The 16,210-nt window shown below is 73.8% G+C and carries 12 protein-coding genes, 1 tRNA gene and 1 other RNA gene; 11 read left to right on the top strand and 3 right to left on the bottom strand.

Going from position 1 to position 16,210, the window contains the following annotated elements; translation table 11 throughout:
* Positions 1-324 precede the first annotated feature (324 nt).
* The 3 genes from glyA (at position 325) to J2S58_RS15955 (ending at position 4,063) form a co-directional block, all read left to right on the top strand.
* On the top strand, positions 325-1,722 hold the full coding sequence (gene glyA, locus J2S58_RS15965; protein ID WP_205256406.1) for a serine hydroxymethyltransferase: 1,398 nt from the start codon (positions 325-327) through the stop codon (positions 1,720-1,722).
* A gap of 37 nt (positions 1,723-1,759) precedes the next feature.
* Positions 1,760-3,202: an FAD-dependent oxidoreductase gene (locus J2S58_RS15960; protein WP_306828883.1), complete on the top strand. Its 1,443-nt coding sequence runs from the start codon at positions 1,760-1,762 to the stop codon at positions 3,200-3,202.
* 231 nt (positions 3,203-3,433) lie between these two features.
* Positions 3,434-4,063 carry an MBL fold metallo-hydrolase gene (locus J2S58_RS15955; protein WP_205256455.1) on the top strand — a complete coding sequence of 210 codons (630 nt, stop codon included), beginning with the start codon at positions 3,434-3,436 and terminating at the stop codon, positions 4,061-4,063.
* A gap of 75 nt (positions 4,064-4,138) precedes the next feature.
* Here J2S58_RS15955 and J2S58_RS15950 read toward each other — a convergent pair whose 3' ends face one another.
* The 3 genes from J2S58_RS15950 to ffs form a co-directional block, all read right to left on the bottom strand.
* Complete coding sequence (locus tag J2S58_RS15950) at positions 4,139-4,900, bottom strand: HpcH/HpaI aldolase family protein (protein ID WP_205256456.1); 762 nt, start codon at positions 4,898-4,900, stop codon at positions 4,139-4,141.
* A gap of 32 nt (positions 4,901-4,932) precedes the next feature.
* Positions 4,933-7,347, bottom strand: a complete 2,415-nt coding sequence (locus tag J2S58_RS15945) for a DNA polymerase III subunit gamma and tau (RefSeq protein WP_205256457.1) — start codon at positions 7,345-7,347, stop codon at positions 4,933-4,935.
* Between the two features lie 54 nt (positions 7,348-7,401).
* An RNA gene (ffs, locus tag J2S58_RS15940) (signal recognition particle sRNA small type) lies at positions 7,402-7,500 on the bottom strand.
* A gap of 108 nt (positions 7,501-7,608) precedes the next feature.
* On the opposite strand from ffs, the gene J2S58_RS15935 reads away from it, so the two are divergent.
* The 8 genes from J2S58_RS15935 (at position 7,609) to atzF (ending at position 16,102) form a co-directional block, all read left to right on the top strand.
* On the top strand, positions 7,609-8,112 hold the full coding sequence (locus J2S58_RS15935; protein ID WP_370881839.1) for a DedA family protein: 504 nt from the start codon (positions 7,609-7,611) through the stop codon (positions 8,110-8,112).
* Positions 8,113-8,193: 81 nt separating this feature from the next.
* Positions 8,194-8,281 (top strand) — tRNA-Ser (locus J2S58_RS15930).
* Positions 8,282-8,464: 183 nt separating this feature from the next.
* Positions 8,465-8,998 carry a peptidase gene (locus J2S58_RS15925; RefSeq protein ID WP_205256459.1) on the top strand — a complete coding sequence of 178 codons (534 nt, stop codon included), beginning with the start codon at positions 8,465-8,467 and terminating at the stop codon, positions 8,996-8,998.
* 300 nt (positions 8,999-9,298) lie between these two features.
* Entirely contained in the window at positions 9,299-10,837 is a 1,539-nt protein-coding gene (locus J2S58_RS15920; protein ID WP_205256460.1) for an amino acid permease, read from the top strand.
* Positions 10,838-10,888: 51 nt separating this feature from the next.
* Complete coding sequence (locus J2S58_RS15915; protein ID WP_205256461.1) at positions 10,889-11,620, top strand: DUF1989 domain-containing protein; 732 nt, start codon at positions 10,889-10,891, stop codon at positions 11,618-11,620.
* Between the two features lie 50 nt (positions 11,621-11,670).
* The gene (locus J2S58_RS15910; protein WP_370881876.1) at positions 11,671-12,309 is read left to right on the top strand and encodes an urea amidolyase associated protein UAAP2; all 639 of its coding nucleotides are present in this window, start codon (positions 11,671-11,673) and stop codon (positions 12,307-12,309) included.
* Positions 12,306-14,330 carry a 5-oxoprolinase/urea amidolyase family protein gene (locus J2S58_RS15905; protein WP_205256463.1) on the top strand — a complete coding sequence of 675 codons (2,025 nt, stop codon included), beginning with the start codon at positions 12,306-12,308 and terminating at the stop codon, positions 14,328-14,330. Before J2S58_RS15910 ends, J2S58_RS15905 begins: the two co-directional genes overlap by 4 nt.
* A gap of 47 nt (positions 14,331-14,377) precedes the next feature.
* Positions 14,378-16,102, top strand: a complete 1,725-nt coding sequence (gene atzF / locus J2S58_RS15900) for an allophanate hydrolase (RefSeq protein ID WP_240188799.1) — start codon at positions 14,378-14,380, stop codon at positions 16,100-16,102.
* Positions 16,103-16,210 lie beyond the last annotated feature (108 nt).

The following is a 16,210-nucleotide window of genomic DNA, read 5'->3' as shown; positions in this document are numbered from 1 at the left end:
GACGCCATTCCGCCCGCGGACGGACCGGCATTTACTGGCGCTTTCACAATTCTTTTCCGCTTATCTCGAAACGGTAACACCGGGCGGTGATCGCGCAACCAGGTCGACACCGGAAAGGCGCCCGTCGGCGATCTTCGCCCACTTGGCGGAACGCGGAGCGACCAGGATCACCCGACCGGGCCGTCGACCGGCACGCACACGGGTTCGACTGGTCCATCCCCGGTCACTACCGTGGTCAGGGGCCGCGCGGCCGCAGGTGGGTCGACATCCGGCCACCGGCGTACGCCGTCCCGGGCAAGTCGTCGTCCTCGAGGGAGCAACAGCATGAGCACTCCGACCGTTCAGGCCACCCCGGCACCGGCCGCCCCGGATGCGGCCGCGGCCACCACGCCCGCGTGGCCCGGTCTGGATGCGCCGCTGGCCGTCGCCGACCCGGAGGTCGCCGAGTACATCGGCCGTGAACTGCGCCGTCAGCAGGACACCCTGGAGATGATCGCCAGCGAGAACTTCGCGGCGGTCGCGGCCATGCAGGCCCAGGGCAGCGTGCTCACCAACAAGTACGCCGAGGGCTACCCGGGTCGCCGCTACTACGGCGGCTGCGAGAACGTCGACGTCATCGAATCGCTGGCCATCAGCCGCATCAAGGACCTCTTCGGCGCGAAGTTCGCCAACGTCCAGCCGCACTCGGGCGCGCAGGCCAACGCCGCGGCCATGCAGGCACTGATCAAGCCGGGCGACACCATCCTCGGGCTGTCCCTGGCCCACGGCGGGCACCTCACCCACGGCATGCGCATCAACTTCTCCGGGCTGCTCTACGAGGTGGCCGCGTACGAGGTCTCCAAGGAGGACCACCGCATCGACATGGCGGAGGTCGCGCGCCTGGCCCGGGAGCACCGGCCCAAGCTGATCATCGCCGGCTGGTCGGCCTACCCCCGGCACCTGGATTTCGCCCGGTTCCGGGAGATCGCCGACGAGGTCGGTGCCTACCTCATGGTGGACATGGCGCACTTCGCCGGCCTGGTCGCCGCCGGCCTGCACCCCTCGCCGGTGCCGCACGCCCACGTCGTCACCACCACCACGCACAAGACCCTGGGCGGCCCGCGCGGCGGCGTCATCCTGAGCAACGACCCGGACCTGGCCAAGAAGATCAACTCGGCGGTGTTCCCCGGCCAGCAGGGCGGCCCGCTCGAGCACGTCATCGCGGCCAAGGCCGTCGCGTTCCGGATGGCCGCCGACCCGTCGTTCACCGACCGGCAGCAGCGCACCCTGCGGGGCGCGGCCCTACTCGCCCAACGCCTGGTGCAGCCCGACGTCGCCGACGCCGGCATCACCGTGCTGACCGGGGGTACCGAGGTCCACCTGGTGCTCGTCGACCTGCGCGACTCCGACCTGGACGGCCGGGCCGCCGAGGACCGGCTGCACTCCGTGGGTATCACCGTCAACCGCAACGCCGTCCCGTTCGACCCGCGCCCGCCGATGGTGACGTCGGGTCTGCGGATCGGCACCCCGGCGCTGGCCACCCGCGGCTTCACCGACACCGACTTCACGGAGGTCGCCGACATCATCGCGACCGCCCTGATCGCGCCGGTCGGCGAGCTCGCCGACGACCTGGCCGACGGCCTGCGCGCCCGGGTCGCCGCCCTCGCCGCCCGTCACCCGCTCTACGTGGGCACCGATCCTGTCGGATCGGCCACGCCCGCCGAACTGTCCCCGCGGGCCTGATCCCGGCGGGCGGGCGCACACCATGGTGGGTCGGCGGATGGCCTCCGGCGGGCGGATCGACCGCAGCCGCCCGCACCTGGGCCCGGACGGCTCGGGCGAGCAGACCTTCCCCGGGGACAGCCCCACCGCTGTCTTCGTGGCCTCCGGCGCCATGGTCGCCCGCACCTCGGCCGCGGGACGGCCGCGCGGGGTGATCCGTGACGGAGAGGTGCCCGGATCGATCCTCGGCTTCACCGGGCCCGCCGGCGACCCGGCACCCGCCTGTGACGTGCTGGTCGTCGGGGCCGGGCCCGCCGGCCTGTCCGCCGCGCTGACCGCCGCCCGGACCGGCCTGCGGGTGACCGTCGCCGACCGCGCGTCCGGACCCGGCGGAGCGATGCTCACCGACGCCGAGGTGCGCTGGGCGCAGGAGACCGTCGAGGAACTGGCCGGCCTCGGAGCCGAGCTGCTCTTCGGGACCGAGGTCGAACAGCTCTCCCCCGGCCCGGAGCCCGGCACCCCCGCCGACGGCGACCCGCGCGGCGCCGGCAGCGACGACGATCCCGGCGCCGGGGCGGATCCTGGCGGCGGGGTGGAGGTCTTCGTCCGACACGGAGCCGGGCGCCGGAACCGCATCGCGGCCGGCCGCGTGGTGCTGGCCACCGGCGCGGTGGAACGACCGGCCCTGTTCCCTGGCAACGGCACCCCCGGGGTCATGCCTGCCGGGGCGGTCCGGGCCTTTCTGCTGCGCTACGGCGTGCTCGCCGGTGAACAGGTCGTCCTGCTGGCCGGCGACGACGACGCCTACCGGGTGGCCGGGGACCTGCTGGCCGTGGGCGCGGCCGTGGCCCTCGTCGACCCACGCCCGGATCCCGACGGCGCCCCCGCGGCCACCTATCCCGGCAAGTCGTACGACCCCGTTCCGACCGGCTCGGTCCTGAACGAGTCGTCGGTGACCGGGGTGGTCACCGACGACGCCGGCTGCCTGGTCGGGGTGCGGTTGCGCGCCGCGGACGGTACCGGTCGCGCCGTGCCCGCCGACCTGCTCGCGGTGGCCGGGGGGTGGAGCCCGGAGCTCCGCCTGTTCACCTCCTGCGGCGGGCAGGTCGCCTTCGACGCCGACCGCGGCGCCTACCTGCCGGTGTCCGACCTCGACCACCTGCATGTCGTGGGGGCCGCCCGAGGACTGCGAACGAACGCGGAATGCGTGGCCGACGGCGCCGGAGCCGGCGCACTCAAGGGCCTCAGTGGCGAGATGGTCGTCCTCCCCCCGCCGGTCGACCTGGAGCCGACCCGCACTCCCCCGGTGCTGCTCCCCCCCGTGCTGGACCATGACCCGGCGGCAGGTGAGCGGGCGGAGATCCTCCTCGACCCGGCGACCGACCGCACGGTCGACAGCCTGACGAACGGGCCAGGGACCCGCGGTCCCGACGGAGCCGGGCCGGGGCCGGAGTGGGCCCGCCTGCTGGCCGCACCCGCTGCCGGCCTACCCGTCGACTGAACCCACCCGGGAGCCGCCCAGGACGCCGCCATCGCCCCCCGCAACCGGGAGACGTTGCAGCGCCTGGCCCTGCTGGCCCAACGGGGAGACCGGTAGATCTCCGGGCGCCGCCGTGGGTGGGCGGGGATTCGACAACCGCGCGACGGCTCGGGCAGGCTGGCCCCGACCACCGGGTGTCGGTGGGACCGCCCGGGAGATCGATCCGGGGCGGGCGACGGGCAGGGGATTAGCATGGCGGCGCGCATCGACAAGATCGTCACCTCAGGCGCTTTCGAGCTCGACGGGGGCTCCTGGGACGTCGAGAACAACGTCTGGCTGGTCGGTGACGACGCCGAGGTGCTCGTCATCGACGCCGCCCACGACGCCCGGGAGATCCTCACCGCGGTGGGCGACCGCCGGGTGGTCGGCATCTTCTGCACCCACGCCCACAACGACCACGTGAACGCGGCACCGGCGCTGGCCGACGCCACCCGGGCGCCGATCATGCTGCACCCGGCCGGAGCGCCCCTCTGGGGCATGGCGCACACCGACCGGCGGTGGGACTGGGACCTCGCGGACGGCCAGGAGATCGAGGTCGCGGGGGTGCGCGGCACCGTCCTGCTCACTCCCGGCCACGCGCCGGGGGCGGTCTGCCTCTCGTTCCCCGACCTCGGGGTGGTCTTCACCGGCGACACCCTCTTCCAGGGCGGACCGGGGGCGACAGGCCGGTCGTTCTCGGACTTCCCGACCATCATCGACTCGATCTCGACCCGCCTGCTGACCCTGCCGCCGCAGACCGTCGTGCACACCGGACACGGCGGGGACACCACCATCGGCGACGAGGCCCCCCAGCTCGACGAATGGGTCGTGCGCGGCCACTGACCGATCGACCCCATCGGGTCGAGCGCGACTCCGGCGATCCGGCCGCGTCACCGCCGCCGGGGTCGTCCCCCGGTGTCAGACCCGTCGCAGCACCGCCACCGCCCGCTCGGTGGCGGCCCGCAGCATCATCATGTCGGTACCCGGCGCGATCAGGCGGTAACCCCACTCGGCGAACTGCCGGCCCTGGTCCGGGGTGAGGGAGAAGATGCCCGCCGGGACGGAGGCCGCCCGCGCCCGGTCCACGATGTGCCGGAGCAGGTCGGCCAGCTCGTCGGCGACCGTCGCCGAGGTGGGCGGCAGCCCGGCGTCCCACGACAGGTCGGTGGGGCCCACGAAGACGGCGTCGACACCGTCGACGGCCAGGATGGCGTCGAGGTTCTCCACCGCCCGCACCGACTCGATCATCGGGATGACGAGCACGGTGTCGTCGGCGTGCTGCGGATAGTCCGCACCGCCGTACAGGACCCCCCGTGACGGACCCAGGCTGCGACGTCCGGTCGGGGGATACCGGCACGCCCGGACGAGCGCCTGGGCCTGCTCATCGGTGTCGACGTTCGGGCAGATGATCCCGTACGCCCCGGCGTCCAGCAGGTGACCGATGTCCGCCGCGTCGTGCGACCGGCACCGCACCAGCGGGACCGCACTGGTCGTCGAGACGGCCTGCAGGCAGGCGATCGCCTGCGGGACGTCAAACATGCCGTGCTGCAGGTCGAGGGTGACCGCGTCGACCCCGGAGTGGGCGACGACCTCGGCGGCATAGGAGCTGCCGGTCGTCACCCAGCCGGTGACGACCTGCTCGTCCTGCGCCAGCAGGTCCCGGACCCTGTTGCGCCGCATACGTTCTCTCCGCTCGTGTCGGGACGGACCGCTCAGACCGGCGGCGGTTCCAGCCGCCGCGCGCCCAGTTGGGTGGTCAGCAGCTCGATCGCCGCCGCCACGGGCTCGCGGACCGGGATCGAGGCCGCGGCGTCGTGCGGCTGGTCGTAGTCGTCGGGGATGTCCTCGGCGTCGTCGACCGGGGCGTCGGCGTCGCTCGGCGGCGGCACGTCGCCGTCGGGCGACTGCGGCCCGCGCCGGGGGTCCGACCCGCGCGGACCCCCACCGCCGGGGGACGCGCCTCCGCCGTCCCCGCCGGCATCGCAGTTGACCGTCCAGTCGACCCCGGCCACCTCGACCAGCGCCTCCCGCAGGATCGTCACGTTCGCCGTCTCCAGCACCCGCCGGGCCATCCCGGGGCTGGGCATGGTCAGCATCAGCACGCCGCGGTCGACCGAGCGGACGGTCGCCGAGTCCAACAGGATCTGCGTGGTCCGCCGACGCTTCTTGACCGCGGCGAGGATCTCCGGCCACATCTTGCGGATGTCGGCGGCGTCGATGGCGCCCGGGCCGGATCCGCCCGCGCCCTGGGCCGGCGCAGCGCTCGCCGTGGACGCCTCGGTCCGACCCGCCCCGCGATCGGCCGGCGGCCGACCGTTGTCGGGCCGCTCACCGGGGTCGGGGTTCGGTGAGCGGTCGGCGCGTGCGCCGTTCGCCGACTGACCGGCCTGACCGGCCGAGCCCGTCCCCCGGGGGCCCGCGGCCCGGTCGACCCGCTCGGGCCCACCGGTGGGGTCCCGGTCGGTGGCCGGAGCCGGCCGCGCCGTCGCGTCCTGTCGGGACGACGCCTGGTCGGTGTCCGACCGGGTCGGCCGGCGGGAGGACAGCACCGGCGGTACGGGGAGGCCGAGGCTGGGCACCACACCCGGGCCGTCCGGCACCCGGGTCGGCGAGGCCGGTGCGGACCGGGTGGGTTCGGGACGGGTGGGCTGGGTCGGGGTGGACCGGCCGGTGGATCCGGGGTCGGCCCGCGGTCGGTCCGTCGCGGTCGCCGGAGCCTGCTCCCCCGCGGCGGACGCCGGCGGGGTGTCCCGGTCGGCCCCGGCGCGATCCGGGGCGGTGTCGCCACCGTCGGCGGGATGCGAGGCATCGGCACCGGCGGTACGCAGGGCCGGCGGAGCGGGCAGGGGCGGGGCGGACGGCATCCGGGCCGGGCCGTCCGCGGGCGCGGCGGCACGGGGCCCGGACGGCAGCTCGGTGCCCCGCCCGGACGGGGCCGACCCGTTGCCGGGCTCCACCGAGTCCGCGATGGCCATCCGGCGTTCCATCCGTTCCAACCGGTGCAGCATCGCACCGTCGGCCGCTGACGTGTCGGGCAGTAGCATCCGGGCGCACAACAGTTCCAGCACCAGCCGGGGCGCCGTGGTGCCCCGCATGTCGACCAGACCGGTGTGCAGGATGTCCGCGATCCGGGCGAGCGTCCCGGCGCCCAACCGCTCCGCCTGACCGGCCATGGCCGCCAACTCGTCCTCGGGACAGTCGATCAGCCCCTTCGCCCCGGCGTCGGGGACGGCGTGCAGCACGAGCAGGTCCCGCAGGCGCTGCAGGAGATCGGCGGCGAATCGGCGGGGGTCGTGCCCGGCCTCGACCACCCGGTCCACGGCGCCGAACACCGACGCCCCGTCCGCGGCGGCCAGGGCGTCGACCATCTCGTCCAGCAGGGCGGTGTCGGTGACCCCGAGCAGGGCGACGGCGCTGCGGTAGGTGACGCCCTCGGGTCCGGCGCCGGCCAGCAATTGGTCGAGCACGGACAGCGAGTCCCGGGCGGAGCCGCCGCCGGCCTGGATGACCAGGGGGAAGACCGCCGGCTCGACGACCACACCCTCCTCCGCGCAGAGCCGCTCCAGCAGGGCGCGCAGCACGGCGGGCGGGATCAACCGGAAGGGGTAGTGATGGGTCCGCGAGCGGATGGTGGTGAGCACCTTGTCCGGCTCGGTGGTGGCGAAGATGAAGACGAGGTGCTCCGGCGGCTCCTCGACGATCTTCAGCAGGGCGTTGAAGCCCTGCGGGGTGACCATGTGGGCCTCGTCGATGATGAAGACGCGGTAGCGGGACTCCGCCGGCATGTAGAAGGCGCGGTCACGCAGCTCACGGGTGTCGTCCACACCACCGTGACTGGCCGCGTCGAGCTCGACCACGTCGAGCGACCCGGGGCCCTCGGGGGCCAGCGCGACGCAGGACCCGCACACCCCGCACGGGTCCGGCGTCGGGCCCTGAACACAGTTCAACGACCGGGCCAGGATGCGCGCGCTGGAGGTCTTGCCGCATCCGCGCGGACCGGAGAACAGATAGGCGTGGTTGATCCGGCCGGCGGCCAGCGCCGTGCGCAGGGGATCGGTCACGTGCTCCTGGCCGACCACCTCGGCGAAGGACGCCGGACGGTACTTGCGATACAGGGCCAGAGACACGAGCCGAGGTTACGTGCTCGGTCCGACACCGGCGTACCGGCCCGGACGGCCCATGAACGCAAGGGGACCCCCGCACCCGTCAGAGCTCACGGACCCTTGCTGCCTTCCGGCCCTGGGGGGGTTGATGAGATGGACGCCGCGGGGGTCCGAGATCATCGTAGCGGCTCCTCCCGGCCCTGCACGCCCGCCCGCGGCCGGTACCGTCCGGGCCGACGGATGCCGCGGCCGGCCGCGGTACGGATCGTCCTCGGGGGGGGTGCCGTGCCCAGCTGGCTGGATGGCCGCCCGCTGCCCCTGGTCTTCGCCGTGCTGCTGGCCATCGTGCTGGCCCGGGCCCAGCTGACCTACTGGCTGGGACGCGGCGCCCTGGTCGGGCTCTCCCGGCGGTTCCCCACCCTGCTGACCGGCCCCCGCACCACCCGGGCCACCGCGCTGATCCGGCGTTTCGGGGCCCCGGTGGTGACCGTGTCCTTCCTGACCATCGGGTTCCAGACCGTGGCCAACGCGGCCGCCGGCCTGGTACGCATGCCGTTCGGCCGGTACTGCCTGGCCATGGTGCCCGGGTGCATCGCCTGGGCGGCGCTGTACGCGACGGTCGGTCTGGCCGTGGTCCAGACGGCGGTGGCGCTGGCCGCCACCTCCCCGTGGGCCGTGGCCGGTGTCGCCGTCGCCGTCCTCGCGGTGCTGGGCGTCCTCGGACTGCGTCGAACCCGGCGACGGCGCTCCGGGCACGAGCCCGGCGCCGCTCGGACGACGGGGGCCTGAGCCTGCGCCGGAAGTCACCCGATCGGCCCGGACGGGGCGGGGTGGTCACCGGGCCTCCCGACTGCCGGTAGAGTCGTCGGCGGAGGATTCGCCTAGAGGCCTATGGCGCACGCTTGGAAAGCGTGTTGGGTTAACGCCCTCACGGGTTCAAATCCCGTATCCTCCGCCACCCGACCAGGGGTCCCACCCGGACCCCTGGTCGTTCTCTTTGCCAGGACGATTCTCCCCCGGCTCCCCCGCCCGGCACGGCCGTGTCTGGTCGGCGTTCGGCTGGCACTCGACCCGCCTTGTGTGCCAGCGCCGACCGGCCCGATCATGACCCTTCGCACCCGTTGTCCGGGGAAGGTCCGTCATGAACGAATCCGATGCGCTGTCCGTCGAGGTCTCCGCCTTCCAGTCCGCCGGCACGCTGCGCGGGTTCGTGGTGTCGGGTCGGTGGCCCGAGACCACGGTGGAGTGGACCACTTTCCTGACCCTCGCGGTGCGGGTGGCCAGTATGCCCGGCCTGCTGCCGACCACCACCGTGTTCCGGGTGCGCGAGGAACTCCCCGACGACCCGACCCCCGGCACCATCGGTCTGGTCATGAGCGAGGGCACCGTCTTCGGCGAGAACGCCCTGCGGCCGGGCTCTTTCGCCGAGCACCAGCCGCCCGGGCTGCTCGTGCTGCACCCGCCGTCGGAGACCCGCCCCTCGTTGCCGGAGTGCGAGGGGGTGGCCTCGGGGTGCGTGCTGCTGCCGGGCCTGCCCCACCTGGGGATGGATCACCGGGCCGCCTGGGTGGAGGCCCATCACCGGGGCACCGTCACCTCGTTGATCAGCCGGGCCGGCATCGACCCGCAGGACGATCCCGACACCGCGGTGCTGGCGATGCTTCTCGCCGCCTGAGACCGCCGGCCTTCGGGTTTCCATTGTGTTTCGTGATCCGGCGCCGCGGACATCTGCTCGTTACCGGGCGAACGGTCCGCGGTAACAGCGGCACGGTGTGCTCTGTCCTGACTCGCCCGATGGCGAGGCGCCCCTAGGGTTCCGCCGCTCGGCCTCCGGCCGGACGGGCTGGTCCGAGAGGGGAGGCGGACGGATCGGCCCTGGCCGGCACGTGCGTTCCACGGCGGGATAAAAGCCCGGGAGGCCGATCAGGCCCCCGACGGCGTCGCCGGTGGCCCAGTGTTCGACTGGGAGATCCGCATGGCGACCATCGAGACCCGGACCGGCACTCCGGACGCCGACCTGGAACAGCAGTTCGGCTACCAGCAGCAGCTGCACCGATCCATCGGCGGGTACGCGTCCTTCGCGGCCGGCTTCTCGTTCGTCTCCATCCTGACGACGGTGTTCCAGCTCTTCGGGTTCGGCTTCTCGTTCGCCGGGCCGGTCTTCTTCTGGACGTGGCCGGCAGTCTTCCTCGGACAGCTCATGGTGGCGCTGTGCTTCGCCGAACTCGCCGCCCGCTACCCGATCTCGGGCGCCATCTACCAGTGGGCGCGGCGCCTGGGCGGACACGTCGTCGGCTGGTTCGCGGGCTGGACGATGATCATCGCGCAGATCGTCACGGTGGCCGCGGCGGCGATCGCCATGCAGGCGGTGCTGCCGGCGATCTGGTCGGGGTTCCAGCTTGTCGGCGGTGACCCGGCCATCTCCACGGTGACCGGGGCGACCAACGCCATCGTGCTCGGGCTGATCGTGCTCACCGTCACCACGCTGATCAACTCCCTGGCCGTGCGGGTGATGGCCGTGGTCAACGCACTCGGCGTGACCTGCGAGATCGTCGCCGTGGTCCTGCTCATCGTGGCGCTGTTCTCCCGGGCCGAGCGCGGCCCGGGCATCGTGCTCAACACCGAGGGCATCCCCAACGGCGGCCTGCTCGCCGCGCTGCTGGTCTCCTCCCTGATGGCGGCCTACGTGATGGTCGGCTTCGACAGCGCCGGCGAGCTCTCCGAGGAGACGCACAACCCGCGCCGCACCGCCCCGCGCACCATCCTGCGGGCCCTGGTCGTCTCCGGGGTGTTCGGCGGCCTGATGATCCTGGCCGCGCTGATGGCCGCCCCCAGCATCGACGACGGCTCCGTGGCCACCGGCGGCCTGGCCGGGATCGTCACCGGGCGCCTGGGTGACGTGCTGGGCCGGGTGTTCCTGGCCGCGGTCGTCCTCGCCGCGTTCGTCTGCACCCTGGCCATCCAGACCGCGACCACCCGGATGATCTTCTCGATGTCGCGGGACGAGGTGCTGCCGTTCTCCCGTGTGCTGTCCCGGGTGTCCCCCCGCACCGGCGCGCTGGCCGGCCCGGCGATCGTCGTCGGCGTCTGCGCGGCCGCCCTGCTCGCCCTCAACCTCGGGCACGCCGGCGTCTTCACCGCACTGACCAGCGTCTGCATCGTCATGCTGTACCTGGCCTACCTGATGGTCACCGGCCCGCTGCTGATCCAGCGGCTGCGCGGGTGGCCGGGCCGCAACGCCGAGGTCGCCTCCGTCCAGCAGGACGAGACCGGTCGGCCGCTGTTCTCCCTGGGCCGCTGGGGCGTCCCGGTCAACGTGCTGGCCGTGGTCTACGGCATCGCCATGATGATCAACCTGATCTGGCCGCGCCCGGAGATCTACGACCCGGCCGGGGAGAGCCCGCTGCTGCAGTGGTTCGGCGTGCTGTTCGTCTCCGCCGCCCTGCTCGTGGGTGTCGTGGTGTTCCTGGTCAAGCGCCGGGCCTACCGGGCGGCCATCGGCCTCGGCGCCTGACCCCGACCGGCACACCCCCCCACACCGACACCACCAGCCAGGAGCAGCGCGATGACCGCACCCCGGACGGCGACCGCCGTCCTGCCGTACGAGCACGAGATCCCCGGCGGCGCCGCCTGGTCGGTGCCGCTGCGGGCCGGCCGCACCCTCACCCTCACCGCCGGTGGACCCCGGGCGTGCGTGAGCACGCTGGTGTTCGCCGCCGACCGGCTCGATCGGATGAACCTGCCGGACACCCTCAAGGCCCAGATGAGCGCCCGCATCACCGCGCCGATGGTGCTGATGAGCGATCGCGGCGCCGCCCTGGCCAGCGTGGTCGACTCCACGGTGCCCTGGCACGACGCCCTGGGCGGGCTGAGCCGGGACACCGACCTGGTCCGCTTCGGGCCGTCGGACTACCAGCAGGACCGCAACGACTGGCGACGCGGAGCCCGCGAGATGCTGCTGCTGGAACTGGCCAAGCACGGTCTGGGCGAGGCCGACCTGCACGGTCCGGTCAACTTCTTCGCCAAGGCCGCCCCGACCGACGACCGGCTGTGCTCGGTGGGCTTCGTGGCCGACAACGCCGCCGCCGGCGACACCGTCACCCTGCGCGCCGAGCAGGACCTGCTGATCGTGCTGGCCACCGCCGCCCACCCGCTCGACGATGCCGGGACGTACGCACCCGCCCCGATCTCGGCCCGTGTGGCCCTGGCGCCGGAGTGGGGCGAGGACGACCCGTCGTACCGCTTCCGCCCGGAGAGCGCCCGCGCCCTGGACACCACCCGGAAGGCCTGCGCATGAACCCCCAGAGCATGACCGGCACGACGAGCACGACCACCCCGACCGGCACGGTGCCGTTGACCGAGTCCGACCGGACCGCGGACACCGCCGTGCTCGACGTGACCGTCGGCTCCGGAGACGGCTTCCTGCACCGCATCCCGGCCGGCGGACGCTTCCGCATCGTCGACCTCGAGGGCAACCAGGCCGCCGACACCCTGTTCTACGACGCCGACGACATCGCGAACCGGTACAGCGCCTTCGACACCATCCGCGCGCAGCAGGCCGTCTACCTGACCACCGGGTCGCCGCTGGTCTCCGGACGCGGGGACCTGTTGGCCACCATCGTCGCCGACACCTGCGGCCGGCACGACACCGTGGGCGGCGCCTGCGCCCAGGAGTCCAACGTGGTCCGCTACGGCGAGCACACCCGACACCAGCACGCCTGCCGCCAGACCTTCCTGAAGTACGGCGCGGCGGCCGGGATCGGCCAGCGGGAGCTGGGCCACAACATCAACTTCTTCATGAACGTGCCCATCACCCCGGACGGCGGGCTGACCTTCGCCGACGGACTGTCCGCCCCGGGGAAGTACGTGGAGATCGAGGCGGCGCGCGACCTGTGGGTGCTCATCTCCAACTGCCCCCAGCTGAACAACCCGTGCAACGGGTGGAACCCCACCCCCGTCCGCCTGCTGGGCTGGTGGTCGGTGTGAGCACCGCGCTCGAGACTCCCGTGTCCGCTGTGGATCCGGCGGGGGCGGCGGGCATCACCGTGCTCCGCCCCGGCGTGCAGACCACCGTGCAGGACGCTGTGGGACGCACCGGGTACTGGGACGTCGGGGTGCCCCCGTCCGGGGCGTTCGACCGACTCTCGTTCGCGCTCGCCGCCCGCGCCGTCGGGAACGCCGACGACGCCGCCGGTCTGGAGTGCGTGGTGTCCGGGCCCACGCTGCAGTTCGGCAGCTCCGCGGTGATCTGTCTGGCCGGTGCGGCGACCGCGGCCACCCTGGACGGCGAACCCGTCCCGGTGGGGGTGCCCACCCCGGTTCCCGCGGGTGGGGTGCTGACCGTCGGCAAGATCGCCGGTCCGGGCCTGCGCGGCTACGTCGCGATCGCCGGCGGCATCGACGTGCCGACCGTGCTGGGTAGCCGGTCCACCTTCGTCCTCGGCAAGTTCGGCGGCCCGGCCGGCCGGGCCCTGGCCAAGGGTGACGAGCTGCCCCTCGGGGTGGGAACCGGGTCGTCGCTGGACGTCTCGTCCGCCCTGCCCACCCTGACCACCGAGTGGGAACTGCGCGTCGTCCCCGGTCCGCACGGCGCCCCCGTGCACCTGGACCCCGCCGGCCCGGCCGCCCTGTTCGCGGCCACCTGGACGGTGGACCACCGCAGTGACCGCACCGGCGTCCGCCTCACCGGACCGACCCCCCGCTGGGCCCGGACCGACGGCGGCGAGGCCGGCCTGCACCCGTCCAACGTGCACGACTCCGCCTATCCCGTCGGCGGCATCATGCTGTCCGGCGACACCCCCGTCATCGTCGGGCCGGACGGGCCGAGCCTGGGCGGGTTCGTGGTGCCGTGCGCGGTGATCGCGGCCGACCTGTGGAAGGTCGGCCAGTTCCGGGCCGGCGACCGGGTGCGCCTCGTCCCGGTCGACCTGGACACCGCCGCCGAGCTGGGCGCCGCCCGCGCGGCCCTCCTCGCCGACCCCGGCTCACCCGTCGCCGAACCGACCGTCCCGACCGGATCGCCGGACCTGGCCACCCCGCTCGGCGAGCGCCCGGCCACCGGCCACCACCCGGCGATCACCGTCCGCGCCGCCGGCGACCGGCACGTGCTCGTGGAGGCCGGCGCGCTGGAGTTCGACCTGACCGTGCGCATGTGGATCCACCTGCTGGCCCGCGGCCTGCACGCCGACCGACCCGCCGGCGTCACCGAGATCGTCGAGGGGGTGCGGTCGCTGCTCGTCGGCGCACGCGACCACCTGGGCCTGCCCGAGCTGGCCGATCACCTGATGGCCCTGGCGGCCGGGGTGGCCGACCCGGCAGCGGTCACGCTGGACGTCCGGGAGGTGACCCTGCCCATCGCGTTCGACCACCCCGGTGCCCACGAGGCCATGGCCCGCTACCAGGCGAGCGTCAACCCGACCGCCCCGTGGTGCCCGGACAACGTCGAGTTCATCCGCCGCATCAACGATCTCGGTGAGCGCGACGAGGTGTTCGACGTGATGATCGCGGCCACGTACCTGGTCGTCGGCCTGGGCGATGTCTACCTGGGTGCGCCGGTGGCGGTGCCGCTGGATCCCCGCCACCGGTTGGTCACCACGAAGTACAACCCGGCCCGCACCTGGACCCCGCAGAACGCGGTGGGTATCGGCGGGATCTATCTCTGCGTCTACGGGATGGAGGGGCCGGGTGGGTATCAGCTGGTCGGCCGCACCGTGCCGGTGTGGCGATTGGCCGAGGAGACCGACACTGCCGCCGGAACCGAGGCACGACCGTGGCTGCTGCGGCCGTTCGACCGGCTGCGCTTCGTCCCGGTCACCACCGACGAGCTCGAGGCCACCCGCGCCGACATCCTGGCCGGGCGGGCCGATCTCCGGACCCGGCCGGCCACCTTCTCGCTGGCCGAGGTGGCCGCGCTCCAGGACGAGCACGCTGCCGAGATCACCGCCCTGCGCGCCCACCGCCGACGCGCCTTCGACGACGAACGAGCCCGCTGGGAGTCCGCATCGTGACCGCCGCCACCCGACCCACCACCGTCCCCCCCACGGGGGGATTCGTCCTGCCCGCACCGATCCCGCGCGACCTCCCCGCGGTCGACCGGGTGGCCGAGGCGTTCAGGCGGATCGCCGCGGCCGACCGTCCGGAGGTGTGGATCACCCTGCGCGGCGAGATCGACGTGCGCGCCGACGCCGCCGCGGTCGACGCCCGGGTCGCGGGCGGGGAGTCCCTGCCGCTGGCCGGGTTGCTCGTCGCGGTCAAGGACAACATCGACGTGGCCGGGCTGCCCACCACCGCGGGGTGCCCGGAGTTCGCCCACACGCCGGGGGTCACCGCCACGTCCGTGCGGCGCCTGCAGGACGCGGGTGCCGTCGTGATGGGCAAGACCAACCTCGACCAGTTCGCCACCGGTCTCGTGGGCACCCGGTCCCCGTACGGCGCCGTCCGCTGCGCGTGGGATCCGGAGCTGGTCTCCGGCGGATCCAGCGCCGGCTCGGGGGCCGCCGTCGGGCTCGGTCTGGTCGACCTCGCCCTGGGCACCGACACCGCCGGGTCCGGCCGGGTGCCCGCCGCCTTCCACGGGATCGTGGGCCTCAAGGCCAGTCTCGGGCTGGTGTCCACGGCCGGGGTGCTGCCCGCCTGCGCCGACTACGACGCGGTCACCGTGTTCGCCGCCGACCTGCCGACCGCCCGCGCCGCGCTCGGCGTGATGATCGGCCCCGACCCGGCCGATCCGCGCAGCCGCACCTGGCCGGCCGACGTCGTGCTGGGCGTGCCACCCGTCCCGGTGCTGGCCGTCCCGCGCACGGAGGACCTGGCCGCGCTCACCGACGACTACCGCGACGCGTTCGACCGCACGGTGGCCCGGGTGCGCGAGACCGGGTGCACGGTGGTCGAGCTCGACGTCTCGACCATGCTGGACGCGGCCCGCCTGCTGTACGACGGGGCCATCGTGGCCGAGCGGTACAGCGCGGTCGGCGCGTTCCTGGACGGTGCGCCGGCGGGGGCCGACCCGGTGGTCGCCGGCATCATCGGCCGGTCGCGGGACGTCTCCGGCCCGGCGTTCGCCGACGACCTGGACACCCTGGCCGTGGCCCGGGCCGCCGCGCACACCGTGCTCGCCGGGGTCGACGGATTGCTGCTGCCGACCACGACCGAGCACCCGAGCATCGCTGCGGTGCAGGCGGACCCGCTGGCCATCAACCGACGGATGGGCACGTACACGAACTTCGCCAACCTGCTGGACATGGCGGCCATGGCCGTCCCCGGTGCGCCCACCCGGACCGGGGCGCCCTTCGGCGTGATGGTCGTCGTCCCCGCGTTCGCCGACCAGGTCGCCCTCGACCTCGCCGCCCTCGTCACCGGGGACGACCCCGGACCGGCCGTCCCCACCGGGGGGCTGGAACTGGCCGTCTTCGGTGCCCACCTGCCGGGCCAACCGCTGAACGACTCGCTGTTCCACCTGGGCGCCCGGTACCTGGGACCGGCTCGGACCACGGATGCCTACCGACTCGTGGACCTCGACACCACCCCACCCAAGCCGGGTCTGGTCCGCCACGACCCGGGCGTGGGCGCACCCATCGTCGGTGAGCGCTATCTGCTCTCCCCCGCGGCCCTGGGCACCCTGCTGGCCGGACTATCCGCCCCGATGAGCCTGACCCCCGTCGAACTGGACGACGGCCGGTGGGTGACCGGCTTCGGGTGCGCCTTCCACGCCGCGCAGCAGGGCACCGACATCACCGGACACGGCGGGTGGGCCGCCTACCGGTCGAGCCTCACGGATTGACGCGCTGACACCATCGGGTGACCCGCTGCTATCATGTGGTTGAACGCTCATGCAGCGGCCGGTCCGGTCGTCTGCCCGTGGACGGCCCGCATCACCGGAGAGGCGGGC

It is taken from the genome of Nakamurella flavida (assembly GCF_030811475.1).
Lineage (GTDB): Bacteria > Actinomycetota > Actinomycetes > Mycobacteriales > Nakamurellaceae > Nakamurella > Nakamurella flavida.
Note: the sequence above shows the minus strand (reverse complement) of the source record. Positions and strands in the feature narration are given on the sequence as shown.